The sequence below is a fragment of the Azospirillum agricola genome (assembly GCF_017876095.1).
Lineage (GTDB): Bacteria > Pseudomonadota > Alphaproteobacteria > Azospirillales > Azospirillaceae > Azospirillum > Azospirillum agricola.
Genome location: NZ_JAGINM010000017.1, coordinates 32,567 through 58,044, shown reverse-complemented (window position 1 = coordinate 58,044; position 25,478 = coordinate 32,567). Strand labels below are relative to the sequence as shown.

Sequence of the window (25,478 nt, the reverse complement as noted above, 5' to 3'; positions counted from 1 at the left end):
GATGAGCCCGAGCACAGCCGAACGCTTCAACGAGATGCACGCCCGCTCCCTGTCCGATCCCGCCGGATTCTGGGGCGACGCCGCCAAGGACATCGACTGGTACAAGCCGGCCGACACGATCCTGGACGACAGCAGCGCGCCCTTCTACCGCTGGTTCGTCGGTGGCGAGCTGAACACCTGCCACAACGCCGTGGACCGTCACGTCGCGGCCGGGCGCGGCGCGCAGGCGGCGATCATCTACGACAGCCCGGTGACGCAGACCGTCCAGACCATCACCTACGCCGAGCTTCAGGACCAGGTCGCCCGATTCGCCGGCGCGCTGCGCGCCCAGGGCGTCGGGAAGGGCGACCGCGTTCTGCTCTACATGCCGATGATCCCGCAGTCGGTCGTCGCCATGCTGGCCTGCGCGCGGCTGGGGGCGGTGCATTCGGTGGTGTTCGGCGGCTTCGCCCCCAACGAACTGGCGACGCGGATCGACGACTGCACGCCCAAGGCCATCGTCTCGGCCTCCTGCGGCATCGAGCCGAACCGGGTCGTCAAGTACAAGCCGATGCTCGACGCCGCCATCGAGCAGTCGTCGCACAAGCCGTCGCGCGTCATCGTCTTCCAGCGCCCGCAGGAGACCGCCACCCTGGTCGAGGGCCGCGACGTCGACTGGGCCGAGGCGGTGGCGGCGGCCGAGCCGGCGGACTGCGTGCCCGTCGCGGCGACCGACCCGCTCTACATCCTCTACACCTCGGGCACGACCGGCCAGCCCAAGGGCGTGGTGCGCGACAACGGCGGCCACGCGGTGGCGCTGCGCTGGACGATGACCAACATCTACAACGTCCAGCCCGGCGAGGTGTATTGGGCGGCGTCGGACGTCGGCTGGGTGGTCGGCCATTCCTACATCGTCTACGCGCCGCTGCTGACCGGGGCGACGACCCTGGTGTTCGAGGGCAAGCCGGTCGGCACCCCCGATCCGGGCACCTTCTGGCGGGTGATCGAGCAGCACAAGGTCGGCACGCTGTTCACCGCCCCCACCGCCTTCCGCGCCATCAAGCGCGAGGATCCCGACGCCAATTACCTCAAGAAGTACGACCTGTCGCATTTCCGCGCCCTGTTCCTGGCCGGCGAGCGCTCCGACCCCGACACGCTGCATTGGGCCGAGGACAATCTGAAGGTCCCGGTGATCGACCATTGGTGGCAGACCGAGACCGGCTGGGCGATCTCCGGCAACCCGCTGGGCGTCCATCTGTTCCCGATCAAGTACGGCTCGGCGACTCGGCCGATGCCGGGCTGGGACGTGCGGGTGCTGAACGCCGAGCTGCAGGAGGTGCCGCGCGGCGACATCGGCGCCATCTGCGTGAAGCTGCCGCTGCCGCCGGGCACGCTGCCGACCCTGTGGAAGGCCGACGAGCGCTTCAAGAAATCCTACCTCGCCGACTATCCCGGCTATTACCAGACCGGCGACGCCGGCTTCATCGACGACGACGGCTACGTCTATGTGATGGCGCGCACCGACGACATCATCAACGTCGCCGGCCACCGCCTGTCGACCGGCGCGATGGAGGAGGTGCTGGCCAGCCACCGCGACGTGGCGGAGTGCGCGGTGATCGGCGTCGCCGACGACCTCAAGGGGCAGGTGCCGCTCGGCTTCGTCTGCCTCAAGGCGGGGGTGAGCCGCCCGCACGCCGACATCGTCAAGGAGATCGTTGCCCTGGTGCGCGAGCGGATCGGCCCGGTCGCCGACTTCAAGCGCGCCTTGGTGGTGGAGCGGCTGCCGAAGACCCGCTCGGGCAAGATCCTGCGCGGCACCATGCAGAAGATCGCCGACAGCCAGGACTACAAGATGCCGGCGACCATCGACGACCCCGGCATCCTGCCGGAGATCGCCGAGGCGTTGCAGTCGCTCGGCTACGCCAAGTCCGGCGGCGGGGCGGCGTAACGCGGGCGGCGTAGGAATCGCGATGGTGGCGGAGGGGGCGTCTCCCCTCCCGTTTCCTCTCCGCCACACGCACCGCATGGTTGTTCCGACTGCGTTCCGATGCTAGGATTTCCCTCCGTTTTCCGTGCCACGGCAGACGCGGAGACCGTGGAGGGGAACCGAGGGTGCGGGCATCGGGGGAGGACGGCGCGAAATGATGGCGTCCTCGCACATCATCGTCGGTGCCGCGACCTGGACATGGCTGTCGGCGCGCTTCGGCCTGCCCGCGCTCGACCCGCTGGCGCTGGGCATGGCGGTGCTCGGCTCGCTGGCGCCCGACATCGACCATCCGAAATCGGCGCTGGGCAGCCGGCTGAAGCCGATCTCGATTCCCATCTCCGTCGTCTTCGGCCATCGCGGCATCACCCATTCGCTGCTGGCGGTGGGGGCCTGCACCTGGCTGTTCCTGGAAAGCGGCGCCTACGCCCGCTTCACCGCGCCATTCCTGGTCGGCTACATGATGCATCTGGCGGGCGACCTGCTGTCGCCGGCCGGGCTGCCGCTGCTCTACCCGCTGAAGCGGCGGCGCACCTTCGCGCTGCCGATCATCAAGACCGGCGGTTTTTCCGAACAGATCGTCGTCGTCCTGCTGTGCGGCTGGCTGATCTCCGGCCTGTTCGGCTGCGACTGGCGCGGCATCCTCGACACCGGGCCGTGGCGCAGCGTCGTCGCCGTCCTCGACGAGACCGAACGCGCGTTGTCGCGGCTGCGGCCGGTGGTGGAAACCCACATTCCGCCCCAAGCCCGGCCGGTGCCGGCAGCGCCCAAGCCGGTCCCCAAACCGCTTCCCAAGCCGCCGCAGCGGGTCGCGGCGGTCGCCTGCGGTGGTTGCGGCTGAAGCCTTTCCGCGTCATCGCCACCTTTTCGCCGGAATTTTGCTGCACGCCGACAAAAGTCTGGAATAAAGGATGCGGGACGCGCGTTCGCACCCATATGCATCGGGTCCTTGTCAAAAAGGCCCGGCCCTGGATTGCGGCGCCGCGTTCCTGTTCTCGACCCCTTCGTCGAGAAGGGGAGCCATGGCGCGAGCCATGGCGTGACCGAAACGATCGGGTGCGCGGTTGAGCAAATTCGGGGTCGATCTGGAAGTCCACATTGCGTCCTTGCGGCGCTACGCGCGGGCTTTGCTGCGCAACAACCGCGCGGACGCCGAGGATCTGGTGCAGGAGGCGCTGACGCGCGCGGTGGCGCGCGCCGACAGCTTCCAGGCGGGGACGAACCTGCGGGCGTGGCTGTTCACGATCCTGCACAACGTCCACGTCAATCAGGTCCGGTCCAAGGCCTCCCGCCCGGTCGAGGTCGACGTCGAGGACGTCGAATCGAAGCTGGTCACGCCGGCACGGCAGGAGGAGCGGGTCGAACTGCGCGAGATGATGCGCGCGGTCGACGAACTGCCCGAGGAGCAGCGCAAGGTGCTGCTTCTGGTGGCGCTGGAGGGCCTGAAATACGACGAGGTCGCCGAGATGCTCGGCGTGCCGATCGGGACCGTCATGTCGCGCCTCTCGCGGGCGCGCGAGGCGGTCAGGGCGAAACTGGCGAACGAGGGCGGCGTTGCCCTCCGGCGGGTGAAGTGATGAGCGCGCAACGGGTGAGCGAGGCCGAACTCCACGCCTATGTGGACGGCCAACTGGACGGCAACCGCCGTCTCGCGGTGGAACGCTGGCTGGCCGACGATCCGGAGGCCGCCCGGCGGGCCGAGGATTACCGGACGCAGACGGCGCTGCTGCACGACCTGTTCGACACCGTGCTGCGCGAGCCGCCGACCGACGAGGAGCAGGAACTGGCCGACCGGCTGAAGGGCCGGCTGGCCTTCAACGACAACCGGCCGCCCTGGCACGCCCGGCCGCTGGTGCGATTCGCCGCCGCGGTCATGCTGGTGGTGGCGGGGGCCGGCGGCGGCTGGTTCGGGCGCGGCGCGCAAGGTCCCTCGCCGGTGGTCCAGCAACAGCAGCAGCAGCGCCAGACGCTCGCCACCTTCGCCGAGGAGGCGACGCAGGCCCACCGCTTCTACACCGCCGACGAACGCTTCCAGGTCGAGCTTGGCGCCGACAACCAGGACGAGCTGAACGGCTGGCTGTCCAAGCGGATGGGGCGCGACGTGTTCGGACCGGATCTCGGCCGGGTCGGTTTCCGGCTGATCGGCGGGCGCTCGCTGCCGACCGATCTCGGCGCCGGCGCTCAGTACATGTACGTCAACGACGGCAACAAGCGGATCACGCTGTTCGTCGGCGCGCCGCGCTCCGGCAACGCCTCGGAGTTCAGCTTCACCCAGAACGGCGACGTCCTGACCTTCTACTGGGTCGAGGGGCCGCTGGCCTACGCGCTGGCCGGGCGTCTGTCGAAGGAGGAACTGCTCCAGATCGCCAAGGCGGTCTACAGCGACGTCAAGGCCGGCCCGCCGCGCCGCGAGGAACCGCCCCCGCAGGATCAGCGCCCGCAGGACCAGCAGCAGCAACAACAGCAGCAGGACCAGCCGGCCGGCGTCCAGCCGATCAGCGACACGCAGAAGCCGAAGGACAGCTGAGAAGGGGGCCGCCGTTTCCTTGCGTCATGCCCGTGCTTGGCACGGGCATCCACGGGCAAGCTTTAGGGCTCCGCGTGGATGACCGGGACAAGCCCGGGCATGACGGGAGGCGCCGCTGCCGAAGCGTCACTGCGCCTTGCGGGCGTGCTGCACGGCGCGGCGCACGATGGAGCGGGCCTCGACCGTCACGTCGCCGTTGCCGAACAGGCGCAGGAACATCGCGTTCAGCGAGGCGCGGCCGCTGACCGTCAGCGTGCCGGCCGCCGCATCCTCGGCGATGGTCAGCGGGGCGGCGTGGGCGCCCAGGAAGCCGTTCGGGAAGGCCTTGTCGAAGAAGCTGCGGATGTGCCCGTCGCGCTGGGTGTCGAACATCACCCGTCCGCCGGCCAGCGCCGCCGAGTCGACCGCCTGCGCCAGCCGGGCCCGCACCGCGTAGCCGCGCAGCGCGTCCACCGTGCAGCCAGCCCCGAGGATCGCCGGCGCGGTGAGGACCAGCGCCAGGACGAGTACGAAACGTCGACCCGTCCGCCGGCCCTCATGCCCGCCGTAGGGCAGGGGACGATAGACCAAGGTCATTCCGGCCTCCCAAGCAATCGCCAATGTGAAATGCAGTGATGAAGATAGGCGGCCTTCTCTTAACATGGGTTTAAGGCTGCGAGAACCTGGATTTTACCAAAAAGTTCACAACGAGTTTCGGCGTATTTTATACGTTAACCAGCTCCGGTCCGAGTAATCGGGTATGACGCTGGAGGATCCCTGTCGAAGCCATGCCATGGTAGGGTGAAGGTGGGCGGCTCGACTTGACCGATGCCTCGGGTCCACGCTCGGGTCCGCAAGGGAATGGGGCAAGTTTGCGACAAATCTTAACAATATCCGGTCCGTTCAGACATTGTTTCCCGATCCGGCGCCAGAATCTTGCGGATTTCTCATCCATGTCCCCGCGAGCGCCCATGCCCGACCTCCGCTTCCCCGTCCGCAACCGGCTTGGCCTGCCGGGCCGCGACCACGCGCTCCTGGTGGCGGTGGTCGCCCTTCTCCTGCTGGGCCTGTCGGGGGAGGTGCGCGGGTCGCTCGCCGCGCTGATCGCCGGCTTGCCCGGCCCGCTCCTCTGAGCAGCCCTTTCGGAGCGCGGAACGGCGGGCCGCTTCACCGTTTCCGCCGCTGTGGGTAATGTCGGGTCATGACGGTGACGCAACGGGAGGCGGCCCGATGATGGGCGGTGCATGGCGGGTGGCGATGGCCGGGCTGGTGACCGCCGCCGCGGCGCTGGTCTTTCTCGGCATGGACATCGCCGGGACGGCCGGCATCGATCTGGGCGTGCCGATGCGGGAGGTCCAAATCCGCGACATGGCGGCGGCCGGGATCGGTCTGATCGCCGTGTGGATCGTCTTCGCCAAGCTCAACCGCCATTTCCGCGATCTCGGGCGCCTGCGCGACCGGCTGGCCGGGGGTGGGGGGCGGAGCCGCGACGACGACTGGGCGTCCGGCCGCAGCGACGAGGTCGGCCGGCTTGCCCAGGCCGCCGCCCAGTTGGCGCGTCCCGACCGGATGGCCGAGCGGACGCTCCCCGGCCGTCCGGAACGCAGCCTGTCGGCCCTGCTGGCCCTGGCGGATTCGCCGCTTCTGCTGCTCGACGACCGTGGGCGGGTCGAGCGGCTCAACGCCGCCGCCGCCCGCCTGCTGGACATCGGGGAGGGCGACGACATCGGCCAGGCGCTGGTCCGCGCCGACCTGGCGCGGGCGATCGAGCGCGCGCGGGGCAGCGGCGAGGCGACGCCGGCCGTGCTGCGCCGTTCCGACGACAGCGAGCTGTCGGCGCGGGTCGTCGATCTCGGGCTGAACGCCGGGGTGGCCCTGTCCTTCGTGCGCGGCGGGGCCGGGCTGAGCGGCACCCGCACCCTGTCCCTGCGTCCGGCCGCTCCGGCCGAGCCGCTGGGCGACGAGCAGCCGCTGGCCTCCCTGCCCTTCGTCGCGCTGTGGGTGGCCACCGCCGGGCCGGGGCCGGAGGAAGGACCGGTCGTCGCCGTCGGCACGGTGCGTCTGGCCGGGGCGCGGGTGTTCCGCACCGTGTCGCTGTCGCTGCTGGTCGATCCCGCCACCCCGATCGCGGCGGAGGCCACCGCCCGCCACGGCATCGCCACCGGCACCGTTGCCGGCGAGCGTCCCTTCGCCGAGGTCTGGCCGTCGGTCGCCGAGGCGATGCACCATTGCCTCGCGGTCGGCGTCGGGGTGGACATGGCGCTGGCGGCGCTGGCGCGGACCTGCGCGCAGGTGGGGCTGCCGGTGCCGCCCCTGCCGCCGTCGCTCGATCTCGGCGCCCTGGCGGTGGCGCTGGAGCCGTCGCTGGCCGGTGCGGCGCTCGACCGGCTGGCGGATGCCTTCGGCGTGGCGCCGGCCGCCGCCGGGCCCTTCGCTCCGGCGCTGCGGCAAGCCGAGCTGGCGGCGGTCCTGCTGCGCCGGCTGGACGCGCGCGGCATCGCCACCCACGGGCAGGTTCGGGCGCTGCTGGCCGGTGGGTCCGGTTCCGCGCCCGCCTGACCCGGAATCCAAACTCGGGAACCGCCGCCGCCGCCGGAGCGTTGCTTGTCCCATGGCGGCGTTCCAACCAGCGGCAATCGACCGGTGTCCATGGCCGGCGGCAGGCGGTGACCGATGAGCGGCGGATTGACGGACTGGCTGGTGCAGGTGATGCACCAGCTCGATTACCTGGGGATTTTCCTGCTGCTGGTGCTGGCGCGCGTCGTGCCGCCGGTGCCCGCCGAGTCGGTGATCCCGCTGGCCGGCATCGGCGCGGCGACCGGCGAATACAGCCTGCTCGGCATCGCCATCGCCGGCGGGCTCGGCTCGCTGGCCGGGCAGCTGGTCTGGTTCCTGCCGAGCCGCCTGATGGGGCGCGACCGGCTGGAGGCTTTCCTGAAGACGTATGGTCCCTGGCTGACCATCCACCCCAAGAAGGTGCGGCGCAGCACCGACTGGTTCGAGAAGCGCGGCGGCCTCGCCGTCCTGTTCTCGCAGCCGGTGCCGGGCGTGCGCACGCTCATCTCGATTCCGGCGGGGGCCTGCCGGATGCCGATCCTCAACTATTGCCTGGCCGCCGGTATCGGGTCGGTCCTGTGGACGCTGGTGCTGGCCTGGACCGGCTACACGCTGTCCTCCTGGCCCTTCGCCCACCGGCTGGTCGGGTATGCCACGGTCGGGCTGCTGGTGGTCCTGGTCGGTCTCTACCTGTTCCGGCTGGTCGGCCATTTGCGCCTGCTGCGCAAGGGGACCGCCGGCCCGCGGCCCTACACCCCGTCGCCCAACTGCTGAGGGTCAGCCGGCGTTGGCGGCGATGCCGGTGGCGGCCATGCCCAGCGCCCACAGGCCGAATGCGGCCAGGGCCACCCCGGTGCAATGGTTCAGCATGACCAGTCCCCGGTCGGAGATGCGGTGCCGGACGGCCGCCACCCCCATCGACAGGGTGAACCACCAGAGCGACGCGCCCAGGAACACCCCGAGAACCAGCGTCGACGCCTCGACCCGGTCCAGCGTGCCGCCCAGCCCGAATCCGGCGAAGATGGCGATGAAGGCCATGATCGTCGCCGGGTTGGTCAGCGTCAGCGACAGGCCGGTCATGAAGCCGCCGATCCAGGTCTTGCTGTCGGGGGCCGAGGCCGCCTCGCGCTCCTCCGCGTCGGGCTTCTGGCGGAAGGTGCGGACGGCGACCACCAGCAGGAAGATGCCGCCGACGAGCTGGAAGGCGACCTCGTGCCCGCGCAGGAAGCTGAGCGCCGCCGACACGCCGAAGGCGGCGATGGCGCCGTAGATGGTGTCGGCGATGGCGGCGCCGAAGCCGGTGAAGAAGCCCATCAGCGGGCCGTGCTGGAGCGTGCGGCGGATGCACAGCAGGCCGATCGGCCCGACGGGCGCGGCGATGGCGAACCCGAGGACGATCCCCTGAATCAGCACCCACAAGCCTGCCACCGCGCGTCGCCCCCATTCCAGGAATTCATCGCGGTGTCGATTCGTCGCACCGGCGCGTCGGCGGGTGATAAACGGCCCGGCCGCATCCGTCAATCTTCCATCCTTCAACCGGGGGAACCCGGATTCGCTGCTGTTCGAGCCGAGTGTTTCTTTGTTGTGTGGAATGATGGGACGGATATCCTTTGGGTCAGGTTTCGACGTCCGGGAGAAGGTGGGACATGAAGACGCGTTTTCTTGCCGCGCTGTTGACGGGCTCGGCCCTGGCTCTGCCGATCGTCGCCGCCACCGCTCCGGCCGCGGCGCAGGAGTTCGTGCCGGCCGTGGTGTTCGACCAGGGCGGCAAGTTCGACAAGTCCTTCAACGAGGCGGCCTACAACGGCGCCGAAAGGTTCAAGAAGGACACCGGCACCGCCTACCGCGAGTTCGAGATCACCAACGAGGGCCAGCGCGAGCAGGCGATGCGCACGCTGGTGCGGCGCGGCGCCTCGGTGATCGTCGCCGTCGGCTTCTCGCAGACCGCCGCCGTCGAGAAGGTCGCCAAGGATTCGCCCAACACCAAGTTCTGCCTGATCGACGACAAGCTCGACGCGCCCAACGTCCAGTCGGTGACCTTCAAGGAGCATGAGGGCTCCTTCCTGGTCGGCATGGCGGCGGCGCTGGCGTCGAAGACCGGCAAGGTCGGCTTCGTCGGCGGCATGGACATCCCGCTGATCCGCAACTTCCTGACCGGCTACGAGCAGGGCGTGAAGCACGTCGCGGCCGGAAACGAGGTGTTCGTCAACATGACCGGCACCACGCCAGCCGCCTGGAACGACCCGACGCGCGGCGCCGAACTCGCGAAGAGCCAGTTCGGGCGCGGCGCCGACGTGGTGTTCGCGGCGGCGGGCGCGACCGGCCTCGGCGTGCTCCAGGCGGCGGCGGACGCCGGCAAGCTCGGCATCGGCGTCGACAGCAACCAGAACCACGTCCATCCCGGCAAGGTGCTGACCTCGATGGTCAAGCGCGTCGACGTCGTCGTTTACGACTGCATGAAGACCGCCAAGGAAGGGAGCTGGAAGCCCGGCCACCGCGTCGTCGGGCTGAAGGAGGAGGGCGTCGGCTATGCGCTCGACGCCAACAACCGGGCGCTGATCTCCCCGGAGGTCGAGGCGAAGCTGGAGGCCGCCAGGAAGGACATCATCGACGGCAAGCTGGCGGTGAAGCCCTACCAGCCCTGACGCCACGGCCCCGCCATGGACGGCGCCCTCCCGCCCCCGAATCCCGCCCCCGCTTCCTCCGGCCCGTCCCCGCCGCCGGCCGCGCTGGAGGCGGTGGCGATCAACAAATGGTTCGGCGCCAACCACGCCAACCGCGACGTGTCGCTGGCCATCCCCGCCGGAACCATCCACGGGGTGATCGGCGAGAATGGCGCCGGCAAGTCGACGATCATGAGCATCGTCTACGGCTATCTGCGCGCCGACAGCGGGGAGATCCGGGTGAACGGCCGGCCGGTCGCCATCCGCAGCCCGCGCCACGCGCTGGACGCCGGCATCGGCATGGTCCACCAGCACTTCATGCTGGTCGACCCGTTCAGCGTGCTGGAGAACGTGCTGCTGGGGGCTGAGGGCGGCGTCACCCTGTCGGCCGGGCTGGCCCGCGCCCGCGCCGAGCTGATCCGGCTGGCCCGCGACTACGGGCTGGAGGTGGATCTGGATTGTCCGGTCGGCGACCTGCCGGTCGGGGCCCAGCAGCGGGTGGAGATCCTGAAGGCGCTCTATCGCGGCGCCGACATCCTGATCCTCGACGAGCCGACCGGGGTGTTGACCCCGCAGGAGGCGGACCATCTCTTCCGCATCCTCCGCGCGCTGCGGGCGCAGGGCAAGACGGTGGTCATCATCACCCACAAGCTGCGCGAGATCATGGAGCTGACCGACAACGTGACGGTCATGCGGCGCGGCCAGGTGGTCGCCGACGTCGCCACCCGCGACACCAGCCGCGAACAGCTCGCCGAACTGATGGTCGGCCGCAAGGTTCTGCTGCGGGTCGACAAGCCGCCGGCCCGGCCGGGCGCCGAGGTGCTGCGGGTGGAGGGGCTGCGCGTGCGCGACCCGTCCGGGGTGGAGCGGGTCAAGGGCGTCGGGCTGTCGGTGCGGGCGGGCGAGATCGTCGGCATCGCCGGCGTCTCCGGCAACGGCCAGTCGGAGCTGCTGGAGGCGCTGGCCGGCATGCGGCCCATCGCCGGCGGGTCGGTGCGGCTGCGCGGCGAGGAGATGGCCGGGCGTCCCGAGCGCTTCAACGCGCGGGCGCTGCGGCGTCTCGGCGTCGGCCACATTCCGGAGGACCGCCAGCGGGTCGGTCTGGTCACCAGCTTCTCGGCGGAGGAATGCTCGATCCTCGGCTTCCAGGACGACCCGGCCTGGAACGGCGGCCTGCTGCTCGACCGCGCCGCGGTGGCCGAGCGCTGCGCCCGCCAGATGGAGGATTACGACACGCGCCCGCGCGACGGCGGCCTGAGCGCCGCCAACTTTTCCGGCGGCAACCAGCAGAAGATCGTGCTGGCGCGCGAGATCGAGCGGAACCCCGACCTGCTGCTGGTCGGCCAGCCGACGCGCGGCGTCGACATCGGCGCCATCGAGTTCATCCACCGCCGGCTGGTGGCCCTGCGCGACCAGGGCAAGGCGATCCTGCTGGTGTCGGTCGAGCTGGACGAGATCCGCGCGCTGTCCGACCGCATCCTGGTGATGTTCGACGGCCATCTGGTGGGGGAGGTCGCTCCCGACGAGGCCGACGAGAAGCGGCTGGGCCTGATGATGGCCGGCGCGGCGGATTGAGGTCCCTCTCCCGCATCGGGAGAGGGACGATCATTATTTCGCGAACAGCTGCCCCATGTCGGCGAACGCCTTGAACTCCAGCGCGTTGCCGGCCGGGTCGAGGAAGAACATGGTCGACTGCTCGCCGACCTGCCCCTTGAAGCGGGTGTAGGGCTCGATCACGAATGTCACGCCGGCCGCCTTCAGGCGCTCGGCCAGGGCGTCCCAGTCGGCGGGTTGCAGCACGACGCCGAAATGCGGCACCGGCACGTCGTGACCGTCCACCGGGTTGTGGTGGGCACCGGGAGCCGCCGCCTCGCGCGGCTTCAGGTGGGCGACGATCTGGTGGCCGAACAGGTCGAAGTCGATCCACTGGTCGCTGCTCCGCCCCTCCGGACAGCCGAGCACATGGCCGTAGAAGCGGCGGGCCTCGGCCAGATCGTCGACCGGGAAGGCGATGTGGAAGGGCGTCAGTGTGCTCATGGGTGAGGTCTCTTTCCCGCTGGCGGATGGCTGTTGCGGTTCCCAGCAGACCGCATCGTCGCGGGGTTGACAAACGAGTTCTTGGTCGGATTTGTATGAGTTGAACTCATAGATCGGCCCAACCCCATGTCCGACCGCTCCCTGCCGTCCCTGAACGCCGTCCGCAGTTTCGTCGCGGTGGCGCGCCATCTCAGCTTCACGAAGGCGGCGGCCGACCTGTCGGTGACGCAAGGGGCGGTGAGCCGGATGATGCAGACGCTGCACGCGGACCTCGGCGTCGAGCTGTTCCGCCGCGTCGGGCGCGGCATCGAGCTGACGCCGACCGGCGAGGCGTTCTACGCCGAGGCCTCGCAGGCGCTCGACCGCATCGCGGCGGCGGCGCGGGCGGCGCGGTTGCAGGAGGGGGGCGTGCTGCGGGTCAGCGCGCTGCCGACGCTGGCGCAGCGCTGGCTGGTGCCGCGGCTGAAGCGTTTCCAGGCCGAGAATCCCGACATCCTGGTGGACGTCAGCGTCGGCGAGCACAACGTCGATTTCGCCAAGGAGCCGCTGGACGTCGCCATCCGCTTCGGGGTGGCCGGCTGGCCGGGCACCGTCACCACGCCGCTGATGGCCGAGACGATCGGCGTCTTCTGCGCCCCGTCGCTGCTGGAGCAGGGACCGCCGCTGCGCCACCCCTCCGACCTGCCCAAGCACCGGCTGCTCCAGCACACGACGCGGCCCGATTCCTGGCGCGGCTATCTCGGCGCCTTCGGCCTGACCCTGCCGGAATCGTCCCTGTCGCTCGGCTTCGAGCATTTCTTCATGATCATCGAGGCGGCATCGGCCGGCATGGGGGTGGCGCTGTTGCCGGTCTTCCTGGTGCAGGAGGATCTGGCCTCGGGCCGGCTGGTCCAGCCCTTTGCCGAGACGCTGCGCCAGCGCGGCAGCTACTTCATCGCCCACGCGCCGGGCGCCGAGAGGGCGCGCCGAGTCCGCCAGTTCAAGGCGTGGCTGCTGACGGAGCTTGGGTGAGACGGAATTGGGAATGGCCTGAAAACGAAAAGGCCGCCCATTGGGCGGCCTTTCGTGTAGCGGTCGATCGGGAGCCTTACTTGATCTTGGCTTCCTTGAACTCGACATGCTTGCGAGCCACCGGGTCGTACTTGCGGAACGACAGCTTCTCGGTGGTCTTCTTCGGGTTCTTCTTCTTCACGTAGAAGAAACCGGTGTCAGCCGTGCTCAGCAGCTTGATGAGGACGGTGTTCTGCTTGGCCATGATCTCGATCCCGACAAAAAATCCGTGCCCGCCGGCCCGGCGGGGGCGGCGTCGTAGCGGCGGAAGATACCGTCTGCCACCACGATGTCAAGAGGTAAGGGAGGCGGCTTCCAAGAACAAAATGGCGGCTCGGTCAAGTCGCCGAGTCTAACGCTCCGCCACCGTGTTGACCACGGCAAGAGCCGCCGCGCGCTGGTAAAGCGCCGGTTCGGACAGCAGCCGCGTCGCGACTTTCAGGTCCAGTTCCGGTTCGTGCTCCTTCCAGGGGCAGGACTCGCGGAGCCGGGCCAGCGCCTGCTCGTCGTCGGCCGCCTTGGCGCGCCAGCCGGCGATCTGGGTCGGGCGCAGCCGCCCGTCGCGCAGGTCGCCCAGCAGGGTGTCGGGGTCGTCCTGGCCGGCCCGGCTGGTGCAGACGGTGGGCTGGACGCCCTGGCGGTGCAGGGTGTAGCCGGCCGGGGTGTAGATGCGGCTCCAGGTCAGGAACAGCTCGCCGTCGTTGGGCAGGCGGGTCACCGTCTGGACGCTGCCCTTGCCGTAGGAGGAGGCGCCGACCACCACCGCGCGGCCCGAATCCTGGAGCGCCGCCGCCACCACCTCCGCCGAGGAGGCCGAGCGGCCGTCGACCAGCACCACCAGCGGCAGCCCGTCGGCGATGTCGTCGGGCGCGGCGTCGAAGCGCTGGCGGCTGTCGGGGTGGCGCCCCTCGGTGGCGATGATGCGGCCGCGCCGGATGAACAGGTCGGCGACCGACACCGCCTGGTCGAGCAGCCCGCCGGGGTTGCCGCGCAGGTCGAGCACGAGGCCGCGCAGGTTCCGCCCGGCGCTCTGGCGGATGGTCGCCACCGTCTCGCGCAGGTTGGCGGCGGTCGTCGCGTTGAAGCGCTCCAGCTTCATCACGCCGACCTGATCGGTGATCGAATAGCTGACGGTGTTGGGCACCACCCGCTCGCGGCGCAGCGGCAGGCGGCGCGGCGTGCCGCCGTCGCGGGCCAGCGTCACCATGACGATGGTGCCGGTCGGGCCGCGCAGCCGGTCGCGCATGTCGGCCTCGCTCATGCGGCCGGTCAGGTCGCCGTCGATGGCGAGCAGCTGGTCGCCGTCGCGCACGCCGGAGCGGTCGGCCGGGCTGCGCGGCAGCACGTCGCGCACCGTCACCCGTCCGTTGGCGAGGTCGAGCGAGACGCCGATGCCGCCGTAGCCCTCGCGCTGCGCCCGTTCGTTGGTCGCGCGCTGGACGCCGGTGTAGCGGGAATAGCCGTCGAGGTCGGCGGTCACGCCGTCGAACACCACCTGATAGATGCGCTCGGGCGTCGCCTGGGCGATCGGCGGCGAATAGAGGCGGGCGCGGTCGATGACGCGCGTGGTCAAGGTCGCCCAGCCGGCGGCGTCGGCCGCCCCGGCGGCGCCGTACTCGCCGGCCAGGCCGCCGGACACGTACAGGCGTACGGTGCTGTTGGCGCGCTCGACCTTGACGGTCGGGTCGATGACGGTCAGGCCCTTCAGCCCGTCGACGCCGAGCTGGTCGAAGCTGACCGGCTTCAGGTAGACCTCGGCGATCTTGCCGAAGCCGACGGCGAAGACCTGTTCGCTGACCGTCGCCGGATCGGCGTTCGGCACGGCGTGGACCGGGTTGCCATGGGCGTTGAGGGCAAGGAAGGCGGCGGCGGCGGGAGCGGCGATGCGTCGTGCTCCGCGCAGGCGATGCGACAGAACCCGGAACGGCGAAACGCGAGACGGAGCGTTGCGATCGCGACTGGCCATGGGGCGAACCCGGCCTCCCTTTCCAGCAAATCCGGACCGGAGGGGGGATGATCCCGATCCCGGATGGGTAAGAGATAGCACCATCGTTCGTGGCCGGAGCGGGACAAAATTGAGAGTCCCAACACAATCTTGCGAATTCCATGCCAGTGTGGCGTCAAGGCCACGCTTGCCTGGCCGACTCGCTGAAACGCCACGCTTTCGCTGGTGAGTGGAAGCGTGGCTTGACGGTCACACCTGGGGGTCGGACCCGGGGTCGGCGAGCCGGAACAGGGTGCTGCCGGTCAGCGGATCGGCCTCGGTCAGCACCACCGCCACCGGCGCGCCGAGGCGGTAGGCGCGGCCGCTGCGCTCGCCGACCAGCGCGTGCTTCGCCTCGTCATGCTCGTAACGGTCGTCGGGCAGGGTGCTGGCCGGGACCAGCCCGTCGGCGCCGCTTTCGTCGAGCCGCACGAACAGGCCGAAGCGCGTCACCCCGGCGATGCGGCCGGCGAAGCGATCACCGATCCGGTCGGCGAGATGGGCGGCGGTGAAGCGGTCCACCGCGTCGCGTTCCGCCGCCGCCGCCCGCCGTTCGGTGGTGGAGATGTGATCGCCGATCTCCTCCAGCCGCCCGAGCGCCCCGTCGTCGAGCCCGCCGACGCCGAGGTTGAGGCTGCGGATCAGCGCGCGGTGGACGATCAGATCGGCGTAGCGGCGGATCGGCGAGGTGAAATGCGCGTAGCGCCGCAGGGCGAGGCCGAAATGCCCGATGTTCTCCGGGCTGTAGACGGCCTGGGCCTGGGCGCGCAGCACGACCTCGCTGACCAGCGGGGCCTCGGGCGTGCCCTCCACCTTGCGCAGGATTCGGGTGAAATGGTCGGGCGTCAGCTCCTGCCGCTTGGGCAGGGTCAGGCCGAGGCTGGTCAGGAAGCCGCGCAGGGATTCCATCTTCTCCATCGCCGGCTGGTCGTGGACGCGGTAGAGGCCGGGCATGGTCCGCGCCTCCAGCGTCTCGGCGGCGGCGACGTTGGCGGCGATCATGAACTCCTCGATCAGCCGGTGGCTGTCGAGCCGCTCGCGCACGGCGATGCCGAGGACCCGGCCGCGCTCGTCGACCCGCACGCGCCGTTCCGGCAGATCGAGCTCCAGCGTGCCGCGCCGCGCACGCGCCTGCCAAAGCCGCTCGTACGCGCCGTAGAGCGGGGCGATCACCGGTTCGGCGAGCGGGCCGGTGTCGTCGTCCGGCCGCCCGTCCCGGCAGGCCTGGACCTGTTCGTAGGTCAGCCGGGCGGCGGAGCGCATCAGCCCGCGCACCAGCCGGTGCCGGATCAGCGCACCGTTGCGGTCGAGCCACAGGTGGAAGGCGAGGCAGGCGCGGTCCTCGCCCGGCCGCAGGGAACACAGCCCGTTCGACAAGGCTTCCGGCAGCATCGGCACGACCCGGTCGGGGAAATAGACCGAGTTGCCGCGCTCGTAGGCGGCGCGGTCGAGCGCCGAGCCGGGGCGGACGTAGTAGGAGACGTCGGCGATGGCGACCAGCAGGTGCCAGCCGCCGGGGTTGGCCGGGTCGGGGTCGGCCTCCGCCCACACCGCGTCGTCGAAGTCGCGGGCGTCGGAGCCGTCGATGGTGACCAGCGGGAGGGCGCGCAGATCCTCGCGCTGCCCGAGCGGCGGCACGGCGGCGAGTTCGGCCTCGCGCAGGGCGGCGTGGGGGAAGTCGGTCGGCAGGCCGTGGCTGTGGATGGCGATCAGGCTGAAGGCGCGCGGCTCGGCGGTGGAGCCGAAGCGCTCGGTCACGCGGGCCTGCGGCAGGCCGAGCCGCCCGGCCGGCAGGATGTCGGCCAGCACGAGGTCGCCGTCCTCGGCGTCGCCCCGGTTGGGCGGCAGGACGACGAACTCGGTGCGGTTGCGGCGGTCGGTCGGCAGGATGCGCCCGCCGTCGGGCGCCGGCCGGTAGACGCCGAGGATGCGGCCGTCGGTTCCGGCGTCAACCCGGCGGACGATGCGGCCCTCGTAGAGCCGGTCGTTGATGCGGGCCAGCTTGGCGAGCAGCCTGTCGCCGACGGCCAGGGCGGGAAGGCCGGGTCGGTCGCCCTTGCGCCTACCCTTGGACTCCGGCAGCAGGAAGATGCGCGGCGGCGCGCCCTCGCCGGTCCAGGTCAGCGGGCGGGCCTGGAGTTCGCCGTCGGGGTCGATGCCGGACACCTCCAGGACGGCGACCTCGGGCAGCGATTGCGGCGGAGCCATGCGCTTGTTGCGGCCGCGCTCGACGGTGCCGCCGGCCTCCAGGTCGCGCAGCAGCTCCTTCAGCCGCTCGCGGTCCGCGGAGCCGGACAGCTTGAAGGCGCGGGCGATCTCCCGCTTGCCGACCGGCACCGTGCTGGAGCGGATGAAGGCGAGGACGGCGTCCTTGGTGGGAAAGCGGGAGTCGGTCAAGGGAGGGCGCCGTTCGGGAAGGGGAGGGCGGATAGGTAAGCCCTGGCTCGGGGAAATCCAACCACTCCCCGCGCGATCGCCCGCTCGTCCAGCGTCACGTCTTCCGCGCCCGCGGATGGGCGGAGCGGTAGACGCTCATCAACTGCTCGTTCTCGACGTCGGTGTAGCGCTGGGTCGTCGACAGCGAGGCGTGGCCCAGCAGATCCTGGATCGCCCGCAGGTCGCCGCCGCCGGCCAGCAGATGCGTCGCGAAGCTGTGGCGCAGGGCGTGCGGGGTGGCGCTGTCCGGCAGGTCCATCAGCCCGCGCAGGCGCTGCATCTGATGCTGGGCGATGCCGGGGTTGAGCCGCTTGCCGCGCACGCCCACGAACAGCGGCCCGTCCGGCGCCAGCGTGAAGGGGCAGAGGTCGAGATAGGCGCGCACCGTCTCGTTGACCGCCGGCAGCACCGGGATCATGCGCTCCTTGCGGCCCTTGCCGGTGACGCGCAGGGTGTCGCCGAGCGGCGCGTCCTTGCGCGCCAGCCCCAGCGCTTCCGAGATGCGCAGGCCGCAGCCGTAGAGCAGGGTGAACAGGGCGCGGTCGCGCTTGCCGATCCACGGTTCCTCGCGGTCCTGCTCGGCCTCGCCCAGGAAACGGCCGGCGTCGATCTCGGTCAGCGGGCGGGGGGCCGGGCGCAGCACCTTCGGCGTGGCCAGCGAGGCCACCGCCGGGTTGTGCAGGCGCCCGCTGCGGTCCATCCAGCGGAACAGGTTGCGCACGGCGGCGAGCTTGCGCGCCCGGCTCGCCCCGACCAGCCCGGCCATGGCGAGCCGCGACAGCCAGGCGCGGAAGTCGCCGGCCTTCAAATCGCCGAGGTCGTTGAGCGAGGGCGTGCCGCCGCCGCGGTATTCGGTGAGGAACTGGAGGAACTCGGCGACGTCGCCGATGTAGGCCGACAGGGTGTGGCGGGAGAGGGTGCGCTCGCTCTCCATCCAGCGGCGCCAGTGCTCCAGCGCCTCCTGCACGTCGGGCTTGGCGGCGAAGCCGAGGCTCGGTTCGGTCATCGGGATGTGGTCATCGGGGTCTGGTCATCCGCATTCGGTCACGCCGGCAGCTCCAGCCAGCCGCGGATGACCCGCTCGACCACGCGGGCGAGGAAGCCGACCAGCTCGGTGCCCTGGCCGCCGTGGAAGGTGTCGGGCTCGCGGCTGCCGAAGGCCAGCATCCCCTCGGGCGTCTCGCTCGACACATGGATGCGGATCAGCGCCTCGGACCGCACCAGACCGGCGCCGGGGCCGTAGATGTCGGGGTCGCCCTGGATGTCCTTGTTCAGCACCACGTCGGCGCGGCCCAGCCGCCCGGCGATGGCCCCCGGCTCGACCACGCGCACGCCGGACGTGTGGACGTGCGGGATGTCGGCCCCGTTCGATTCGACGACCAGACAGGCGACGTCGAGGTCGAGCAGAACCGCCAGATCGGTGGTGATGGTCTGGATCAGCTGCTCGAAGCTCTGGGCGTCGAGCAGGAACAGCACGGCGGCGTGGATGCGGTTCTGGCTGTTCAGGTTGGCGCGGCTGGTGACGATCAGCTCGCGCTGCTCGGCCTTCAGGCGCCGCACCTCGCCGCGCAGCCGCTCGACCATGAAGGCCTGGAGGTCCACCACCCCGCGCCCGCGGTCGAGCGACGGCGGGGTCAGGTGGTGGACCAGATCGGCGTTCTGGACCAGGAAGTCCGGGTGGTCCCGCAGATAGGCGCAGACATCCTCGGCGGAGAGGGTGTGCGTCGGTCGTTGGGTGTGGCCCGGTTCCCGGCCCATGGCGCGTCGGCCCGCCCTTAGAGGATCGACTGGCCGGTCTTCTTCCAGTCGTCGACGAACTGGGCGAGGCCCTTGTCGGTCAGCGGGTGGTTGAAGAGCTGCTTGAGCACCGACGCCGGGGCGGTCACCACATGGGCGCCCAGGCGGGCGGCCTTGACGATGTGCATCGGGTTGCGGATCGAGGCGACCAGCACCTCGGTCTTGAACTGTTCGTAGTTGCTGTAGATCTCGCAGATGTCGGTGATGATGCCCATGCCGTCCTGGCCGATGTCGTCCAGCCGGCCGACGAAGGGCGACACGAAGGTGGCGCCGGCCTTGGCGGCGAGGATGGCCTGCGCCGGGGAGAAGCACAGCGTGACGTTGACCATCGTCCCTTCCGACGACAGGATCTTGCAGACCTTGAGCCCGGCCGGGGTCAGCGGCACCTTCACCGCGACGCGGTGCGAGATCTTGGCGATCTTGTGGCCTTCGGCCAGCATGGTCTCGAAATCGGTGGAGGCCACCTCGGCGCTGACCGGGCCGTTCACCACTTCGCAGATCTCGGCGACGAGGTCGAGGAACTTGCGGCCGCTCTTGGCGATCAGGGTGGGGTTGGTGGTAACACCGTCCAGCAGACCGGAATCGGCCAGATCGCGGATTTCGGCAATGTCGGCGGTGTCGACGAAGAACTTCATGACGAAGGGTCCATGCTTGCAGAAGATGACCGGGACCGGCCGCACCGGCACCTTACCGACGCGCCGCCCCGCCCGGTGTCCGGGACATGAGGTCACTGTAGCCGATGCGTGAGCCTTCCGCCAGTTCCGGCCCCGCGACCCAGGGGGATCTTGGATGGGATCTTCTGGGGGCGGTGCCGCGCGTCGCCGTGCTGCTGCCCCTGCCGCTGCGCGAGCCCTACGACTACCGCGTGCCCGACGGCATGACGCTCAACCCCGGCGATATCGTGGAGGTGCCGCTCGGGCCGCGCCGCGTCGTCGGCGTCGTCTGGGGGCCGGGGAGCGGGCAGGTCGAGAGCGGGCGCCTGAAGCCGGTGGTCCGCCGCTTCGACGTGCCGGCGATGACCGGGGTCGCCCGCCGCTTCGTCGAGTGGGTGGCCGCCTACACCATGACGCTGCCCGGCTTCGTGCTGCGCATGGCGATGAGCGTGCCGTCGGCGCTGGAGCCGCCCAGGCCGATGCTGGCCTACACGCGCAAGCCCGGCGCCGAGCCGCCGCCCGGCTTCAAGATGACCGACCCGCGCAAGAGGGTGCTGGCGCTCCTCGACGACACGCTGGCCGGCGGTCCGCCGCGCACGCCGTCCGAACTGGCGGAGGAGGCCGGCTGCGGCGTCACCGTGGTGCGCGGGCTGGCCGAGGCCGGGCTGCTGGAGCCGGTGATGCTGAACCCGACGACGATCGGCCGGCAACCCGACTGGCTGCGGCCCGGCCCGGCCCTGTCGGCGACCCAGCAGGCCGCCGCCGACGATCTGCGGACCCGCGTCGAGGCCGGCGGCTATTCGACCGTGCTGCTCGACGGCGTCACCGGGTCGGGCAAGACCGAGGTCTATTACGAGGCGATCGCCGCCGCGCTGAAGCAGGGTAAGCAGGCGCTGGTCCTGCTGCCGGAGATCGCGCTGTCGGCCCAGTGGCTCGACCGCTTCGCCCGCCGCTTCGGCGCGCCGCCCGCCGAATGGCACTCCGAGCTGACCGGCGCCCAGCGCCGCGACACCTGGCGCGCCGTCGCCAAGGGCGAGGTGCCGGTGGTGGTCGGCGCCCGCTCCGCCCTGTTCCTGCCCTATCCCGACCTCGGCGTCATCGTCGTCGACGAGGAGCACGATTCGGCCTACAAGCAGGAGGAGGGCGCCATCTACCACGCCCGCGACATGGCGGTGGCGCGGGCCCATCTCGGCGGGCTGCCGATCGTGCTGGTCTCGGCCACCCCGTCGCTGGAGACCAAGGTCAACGCCGACAGCCGGCGCTACGCCCGCATCGAGCTGCCGGGCCGCCATGGCGGCGCCGTGCTGCCGGACATCGAGCTGGTCGACCTGCGGCGCGACCGTCCGCCGGCCCGCCATTGGCTGGCGCCGAGCCTGACCAGGGCGCTGACCGAGACGCTGGCCGGCGGCGAGCAGGCGATGCTGTTCCTGAACCGGCGCGGCTACGCTCCGTTGACTCTGTGCCGTGCCTGCGGCCACCGCATGCAATGCCCGAACTGCACGGCGTGGCTGGTCGAGCACCGGCTCGCGCGCAAGCTCCAGTGCCATCATTGCGGCCTGTCGCAGCCGCTGCCGCACGCCTGCCCGGAATGCGGCGAGGAGGGCAGCATGGCCGCCTGCGGGCCGGGGGTCGAGCGCATCGCCGAGGAGGTGGCCGAGCTCTTCCCCGAGGCCCGCGCCGCCATCATGGCGTCGGACACGCTGTTCGGCCCGCGCGCCATCCAGGAGATGGTGCGCAAGGTCGGCGACCATGAGCTGGACATCATCATCGGCACCCAGGTGATGGCCAAGGGCCACCATTTCCCGATGCTGACCCTGGTCGGGGTGGTGGACGCCGACCTCGGGCTGAACGGCGGCGACCTGCGGGCGGCCGAGCGGACCTACCAGCTTCTCCACCAGGTGGCGGGGCGGGCCGGGCGCGGCGAGCGGCCGGGGCGGGTCATGCTGCAAACCTTCATGCCGGAGCACCCGGTGATGCAGGCGTTGGCCGCCGGCGACCGCGACGGCTTCTATCAACTGGAGGCGGAGATGCGGCTGGAGGCCGGGATGCCGCCCTTCGGCCGGCTGGCGGCGCTGATCGTGTCCGGCGAGGATCCGACGCTGGTGGAGCGGGTGGCGATGGCGCTCGGCCGCGCGGCGCCGCGCAGCGAGACGGTGCATGTGCTGGGGCCGGCCCCGGCGCCGCTGGCGCTGCTGCGCGGCCGTCATCGCCGCCGGCTGCTGCTGAAGGCGCCGCGCAGCACCCCGGTGCAGCCCCTGATTGCGGAATGGCTGGAGCGCGTCGAAATTCCGCCCGCGGTCCGCGTGCAGATCGATGTCGACCCCTACAGCTTCCTGTAGAACCCGAAACAAAACAGGGGGAAGACCCGTGGCGGGCAGCGTCGGCGTCACGGCATGGCACCTGTGACGATTGGTCCATTGCCATGGACCTCATCATGGTATTACCACGGTGCGGTCATTTTTGGCTCCGCCCTCTACCCGAGATCACTCATGCACAGGCTGAGCGGCCGCGTCCACCGCCACACCCTGCTGACGGTTCTTCCGGTTCTGCTGCTGCTGCTGGTCATCGCGCTGGCCGCGGGGGCGCCCGCCCGCACGCGCGGCAGCGACGCCGAGGCCGGGGCGATGATGGACCGGGCGGAGCAGTTCCTGCGCCGCCATGGCGCGGACGCCGCCGTCGGCGCCTTCGCCGACCGCGAGGGCGCCTTCATCGACCGTGACCTCTACCCGATGCTGCTGGACCGCGAGGGGGTGATGGTGGCGCATGGCTGGACGCCGGCGCTGAACGGATCGAACCTGCTCGACCTGCGCGACGTGGACGGCAAGCTGTTCATGAAGGAGGCGCTGGAAGGCGTCGGGCGGCAGGGCAGGGCCGACGTCACCTATCAATGGCTCGACCCGCTGTCGGGCCAGATCACCCGCAAGACGCTGCACGCGCGCCGCCTTGAGCTGGGCGGCGAATCCTACACGCTGGCGGTCGGCGTCTACCGCTGAACCGCCGGTCCCAGGGACGCTCAGCGCGCCGCCGGCTTGGCCGGGCGGGGGCGCCAGATCGCCAGGCACTCGGCGGCGCTGCCGCCGGCGCCGATGCCGTACCAGCCGGATCGGTCGTGGAAGGACAGGCTGTAGCGCCCCTCGCCGTCGCGCTCGAACCGGAACACCGGCTTGTCGACCTCCGGCAGCAGCACCAGCAGCCGGTCGTGCCCGCGCCCCGACTCGCGCACCACGCCGACCCAGTGACCGTCCCGCAGCTTGGGTTCGGCGATGGATTCGAAGGTGGCGAGGTCGTCCGGCGTGAAGCGGGCCCGCGAGAAGGCGAGGACGGTGGCGGTGCTGGCGGCGGCGGTGGCGGTCATGGTGGAGGGCCTTTCGTTTCGGTGTCCCGAAATGAGGCGAACCGAAGAAGCGGCTCTGAAACAAGCGGTGCGGCGACCTTGCGCCCGAATGGTTAATTGCCGCTTAAGTTGAGTCCGCGTGACCTCGGAGGTCACAGCCGGTCCGACCACTGGACCGGATTCACCGGTGGCCCGACCGAAGATTCCGCAACCGCTCAAAACGCCGCAGTCAAATTGTCCAGACTCCGTTGCGCGGTGGCGGATCCTGTGATATTGGACCGCTCGCTTTCGCGGCCGGGGTGTTTGTGCCTCGGGTTGACACCCTCTAGGGCCGCCGAATTCACCGTCTACCGAACTCAATTCGAGGGATCAGGTGGCATCCGAAGGAACAGGCGTTTCCGAACTCGCCGCGCGCTACTCCACCGCGCTGTTCGAGCTTGCGGACGAAAACCAGGCGTTGGACACGGTCGCGAGCGATCTGTCCACGCTGAAGCAGATCCTGGCCGAGAGCGCTGACCTGCGTCGCCTCGTCCGCAGCCCCGTGATCAGCCGTGCCGACCAGGCCCGCGCGATGGCCGCTGTCCTGGACAGCGCCGGCCTGTCCGATCTGACCAAGCGCTTCATCGGGCTGGTGGCGGCGAACCGCCGCCTCTTCGCGATCGACGGCATGATCGAGGGCTTCCTGGCCGAGCTGGCCCGGCGCCGCGGCGAGGTGACCGCCCAGGTCACCTCGGCCCAGCCGCTGAGCGACGCCCAGCACGCGGCCGTGGTCGACGCGCTGAAGGCGTCCATCGGTTCCAAGGTGCTGGTGAGCACCTCCGTCGATCCCGAGCTGATCGGCGGCATGATCGTCAAGTTCGGCTCGCGCATGGTCGATACCTCGGTGCGCACGAAGCTGAACAAGTTGCAACTCGCCATGAAGGCCTCAGGGGGGTCAGTCTGATGGATATCCGCGCCGCAGAAATCTCTGCGATCCTCAAGCAGCAGATCGCGAATTTCGGTACCGAGGCGGATGTCGCCGAAGTCGGTCAGGTTCTGTCGGTGGGCGACGGCGTCGCCCGCGTGCACGGCCTGGACAACGTGCGCGCCGGCGAGATGGTCGAGTTCCCCGGTGGCCTGCAAGGCATGGCGCTGAACCTCGAGACCGACAATGTCGGCATCGTGATCTTCGGCGACGACCGCGGCATCAAGGAAGGCGACACCGTCAAGCGCACCGGCACCATCGTCGACGTCCCCGTCGGCAAGGGCCTGCTGGGCCGCGTGGTCGACGGTCTGGGCAACCCGATCGACGGCAAGGGCCCGCTGGTCGACGTGACCCGCACCCGCGTGGAAGTGAAGGCCCCCGGCATCATCCCGCGCAAGTCGGTGCACGAGCCGATGCAGACCGGCCTGAAGGCCGTCGACAGCCTGGTTCCGATCGGGCGCGGCCAGCGCGAGCTGATCATCGGTGACCGCCAGACCGGCAAGACCGCCGTCGTCATCGACACCTTCCTGAACCAGAAGCCGATCAACCAGGGCGACGACGAGAGCAAGAAGCTCTACTGCATCTACGTCGCCATCGGCCAGAAGCGCTCCACCGTCGCCCAGATCGTCAAGACCCTGGAAGACGCCGGCGCCATGGAATACTCCATCGTCGTCGCCGCCACGGCCTCGGAACCGGCCCCGCTGCAGTTCCTGGCGCCCTACACCGGCTGCACGATGGGCGAGTATTTCCGCGACAACGGCATGCACGCCCTGATCGTGTACGATGACCTGTCCAAGCAGGCCGTCGCCTACCGCCAGATGTCGCTGCTGCTCCGCCGTCCGCCCGGCCGCGAAGCCTACCCCGGCGACGTGTTCTACCTCCACTCGCGCCTGCTCGAGCGCGCCGCCAAGATGGGCGACGCCCACGGCAACGGCTCGCTGACCGCCCTGCCGGTCATCGAGACGCAGGCCGGCGACGTGTCGGCCTACATCCCGACGAACGTGATCTCGATCACCGACGGCCAGATCTTCCTGGAAACCGGCCTGTTCTACCGCGGCATCCGTCCGGCCATCAACGTCGGCCTGTCGGTGTCCCGCGTCGGCTCCGCCGCCCAGATCAAGGCGATGAAGCAGGTCGCCGGCACCATCAAGATGGAGCTCGCGCAGTACCGCGAGATGGCCGCCTTCGCGCAGTTCGCCTCGGACCTCGACGCCTCGACCCAGCGCCTGCTGGCCCGTGGCGCCCGTCTGACCGAGCTGCTGAAGCAGGGCCAGTTCCAGCCGCTGCCCGTCGAGGAGCAGGTCGTCTCGATCTTCTCCGGCGTGAAGGGCTATCTGGACGCGATCAAGGTCGAGGACGTCAACCGCTTCGAGGCGAAGTTCCTGTCGGAAATCCGCGCCAAGGGCGCCGACATCCTGGCGGCGATCCGCACCGACAAGCAGATCACGTCGGCGACCGAGGAAAAGCTGAAGGCCTTCCTCGACAGCTTCTCCAAGGTCTTCGTCTGATCCGACGAGCAACAGGGGGCGGGCAAC

General features: G+C 70.3%; 24 protein-coding genes. 14 read left to right on the top strand and 10 right to left on the bottom strand.

From position 1 onward, the window contains the following. The first annotated feature begins 1 nt into the window (after position 1). From J2847_RS23100 to J2847_RS23085, 4 genes are all read left to right on the top strand, one after another. Positions 2-1,927: a propionyl-CoA synthetase gene (locus tag J2847_RS23100; RefSeq protein WP_209781167.1), complete on the top strand. Its 1,926-nt coding sequence runs from the start codon at positions 2-4 to the stop codon at positions 1,925-1,927. Between the two features lie 193 nt (positions 1,928-2,120). Further along, positions 2,121-2,804, top strand: a complete 684-nt coding sequence (locus J2847_RS23095; protein WP_209781166.1) for a metal-dependent hydrolase — start codon at positions 2,121-2,123, stop codon at positions 2,802-2,804. Between the two features lie 223 nt (positions 2,805-3,027). Next, the gene (locus tag J2847_RS23090) at positions 3,028-3,540 is read left to right on the top strand and encodes a sigma-70 family RNA polymerase sigma factor (RefSeq protein ID WP_085556062.1); all 513 of its coding nucleotides are present in this window, start codon (positions 3,028-3,030) and stop codon (positions 3,538-3,540) included. Continuing rightward, positions 3,540-4,490, top strand: a complete 951-nt coding sequence (locus J2847_RS23085) for an anti-sigma factor family protein (protein WP_085556063.1) — start codon at positions 3,540-3,542, stop codon at positions 4,488-4,490. Before J2847_RS23090 ends, J2847_RS23085 begins: the two co-directional genes overlap by 1 nt. A gap of 126 nt (positions 4,491-4,616) precedes the next feature. Here J2847_RS23085 and J2847_RS23080 read toward each other — a convergent pair whose 3' ends face one another. After that, positions 4,617-5,066 (bottom strand): pilus assembly protein TadG-related protein, encoded by a 450-nt coding sequence (locus tag J2847_RS23080; RefSeq protein ID WP_209781165.1) that lies wholly within the window; start codon positions 5,064-5,066, stop codon positions 4,617-4,619. A gap of 374 nt (positions 5,067-5,440) precedes the next feature. Between J2847_RS23080 and J2847_RS23075 the strand changes: the two genes are divergently transcribed. The 3 genes from J2847_RS23075 to J2847_RS23065 all read left to right on the top strand — a co-directional run bounded on the left by J2847_RS23075 (position 5,441) and on the right by J2847_RS23065 (position 7,799). Continuing rightward, positions 5,441-5,602 (top strand): hypothetical protein, encoded by a 162-nt coding sequence (locus tag J2847_RS23075; RefSeq protein WP_209781164.1) that lies wholly within the window; start codon positions 5,441-5,443, stop codon positions 5,600-5,602. Positions 5,603-5,699: 97 nt separating this feature from the next. Then, positions 5,700-7,028: a DNA polymerase III subunit epsilon gene (locus J2847_RS23070; RefSeq protein ID WP_209781163.1), complete on the top strand. Its 1,329-nt coding sequence runs from the start codon at positions 5,700-5,702 to the stop codon at positions 7,026-7,028. 114 nt (positions 7,029-7,142) lie between these two features. Continuing rightward, complete coding sequence (locus J2847_RS23065; RefSeq protein WP_209781162.1) at positions 7,143-7,799, top strand: DedA family protein; 657 nt, start codon at positions 7,143-7,145, stop codon at positions 7,797-7,799. Positions 7,800-7,802: 3 nt separating this feature from the next. Here J2847_RS23065 and J2847_RS23060 read toward each other — a convergent pair whose 3' ends face one another. Beyond that, positions 7,803-8,438 (bottom strand): LysE family translocator, encoded by a 636-nt coding sequence (locus tag J2847_RS23060; RefSeq protein WP_223677847.1) that lies wholly within the window; start codon positions 8,436-8,438, stop codon positions 7,803-7,805. Between the two features lie 233 nt (positions 8,439-8,671). Here J2847_RS23060 and J2847_RS23055 point away from each other — a divergent pair, with 233 nt between their 5' ends. Together J2847_RS23055 and J2847_RS23050 are read left to right on the top strand one after the other, a co-directional pair. Continuing rightward, entirely contained in the window at positions 8,672-9,670 is a 999-nt protein-coding gene (locus J2847_RS23055) for a BMP family lipoprotein (protein ID WP_209781161.1), read from the top strand. A gap of 15 nt (positions 9,671-9,685) precedes the next feature. Then, a complete protein-coding gene (locus J2847_RS23050) occupies positions 9,686-11,263 on the top strand; it encodes an ABC transporter ATP-binding protein (protein ID WP_233474729.1) in 1,578 nt (525 codons plus the stop codon). A 33-nt stretch (positions 11,264-11,296) separates the two neighbouring features. On the opposite strand, the gene J2847_RS23045 is transcribed toward J2847_RS23050, so the two are convergent. Further along, positions 11,297-11,725, bottom strand: coding sequence for a VOC family protein (locus tag J2847_RS23045; protein ID WP_209781160.1), 429 nt, complete (start codon positions 11,723-11,725; stop codon positions 11,297-11,299). A 126-nt stretch (positions 11,726-11,851) separates the two neighbouring features. Between J2847_RS23045 and gcvA the strand changes: the two genes are divergently transcribed. Beyond that, positions 11,852-12,736, top strand: coding sequence for a transcriptional regulator GcvA (gene gcvA / locus J2847_RS23040; RefSeq protein ID WP_209781159.1), 885 nt, complete (start codon positions 11,852-11,854; stop codon positions 12,734-12,736). 76 nt (positions 12,737-12,812) lie between these two features. Here the strand turns inward: gcvA and rpmG are convergent, their stop codons facing one another. The 6 genes from rpmG to fsa form a co-directional block, all read right to left on the bottom strand. Then, a complete protein-coding gene (gene rpmG / locus J2847_RS23035; RefSeq protein WP_085556071.1) occupies positions 12,813-12,980 on the bottom strand; it encodes a 50S ribosomal protein L33 in 168 nt (55 codons plus the stop codon). A 147-nt stretch (positions 12,981-13,127) separates the two neighbouring features. Beyond that, complete coding sequence (locus J2847_RS23030) at positions 13,128-14,741, bottom strand: S41 family peptidase (protein WP_209781158.1); 1,614 nt, start codon at positions 14,739-14,741, stop codon at positions 13,128-13,130. 228 nt (positions 14,742-14,969) lie between these two features. Next, positions 14,970-17,156, bottom strand: coding sequence for a ribonuclease R (gene rnr, locus J2847_RS23025; protein WP_209781157.1), 2,187 nt, complete (start codon positions 17,154-17,156; stop codon positions 14,970-14,972). Between the two features lie 94 nt (positions 17,157-17,250). Next, on the bottom strand, positions 17,251-18,201 hold the full coding sequence (locus J2847_RS23020; protein ID WP_209781156.1) for a tyrosine recombinase XerC: 951 nt from the start codon (positions 18,199-18,201) through the stop codon (positions 17,251-17,253). Between the two features lie 38 nt (positions 18,202-18,239). After that, entirely contained in the window at positions 18,240-18,953 is a 714-nt protein-coding gene (locus J2847_RS23015; protein WP_209781155.1) for a DUF484 family protein, read from the bottom strand. 17 nt (positions 18,954-18,970) lie between these two features. Further along, on the bottom strand, positions 18,971-19,627 hold the full coding sequence (gene fsa / locus J2847_RS23010) for a fructose-6-phosphate aldolase (RefSeq protein WP_085557304.1): 657 nt from the start codon (positions 19,625-19,627) through the stop codon (positions 18,971-18,973). A gap of 104 nt (positions 19,628-19,731) precedes the next feature. Here fsa and J2847_RS23005 point away from each other — a divergent pair, with 104 nt between their 5' ends. Together J2847_RS23005 and J2847_RS23000 are read left to right on the top strand one after the other, a co-directional pair. Beyond that, positions 19,732-21,984, top strand: coding sequence for a primosomal protein N' (locus tag J2847_RS23005; RefSeq protein ID WP_233474728.1), 2,253 nt, complete (start codon positions 19,732-19,734; stop codon positions 21,982-21,984). Between the two features lie 150 nt (positions 21,985-22,134). Beyond that, positions 22,135-22,638 carry a cache domain-containing protein gene (locus J2847_RS23000; RefSeq protein WP_233474727.1) on the top strand — a complete coding sequence of 168 codons (504 nt, stop codon included), beginning with the start codon at positions 22,135-22,137 and terminating at the stop codon, positions 22,636-22,638. 20 nt (positions 22,639-22,658) lie between these two features. On the opposite strand, the gene J2847_RS22995 is transcribed toward J2847_RS23000, so the two are convergent. Further along, positions 22,659-23,000 (bottom strand): hypothetical protein, encoded by a 342-nt coding sequence (locus tag J2847_RS22995; RefSeq protein WP_209781153.1) that lies wholly within the window; start codon positions 22,998-23,000, stop codon positions 22,659-22,661. Between the two features lie 352 nt (positions 23,001-23,352). Between J2847_RS22995 and J2847_RS22990 the strand changes: the two genes are divergently transcribed. Together J2847_RS22990 and atpA are read left to right on the top strand one after the other, a co-directional pair. Continuing rightward, the gene (locus tag J2847_RS22990; protein ID WP_209781152.1) at positions 23,353-23,922 is read left to right on the top strand and encodes a F0F1 ATP synthase subunit delta; all 570 of its coding nucleotides are present in this window, start codon (positions 23,353-23,355) and stop codon (positions 23,920-23,922) included. Beyond that, on the top strand, positions 23,922-25,451 hold the full coding sequence (atpA, locus tag J2847_RS22985) for a F0F1 ATP synthase subunit alpha (RefSeq protein WP_085556080.1): 1,530 nt from the start codon (positions 23,922-23,924) through the stop codon (positions 25,449-25,451). The genes J2847_RS22990 and atpA overlap by 1 nt, the downstream gene beginning before the upstream one ends. The last annotated feature ends 27 nt before the right edge of the window (positions 25,452-25,478 follow it).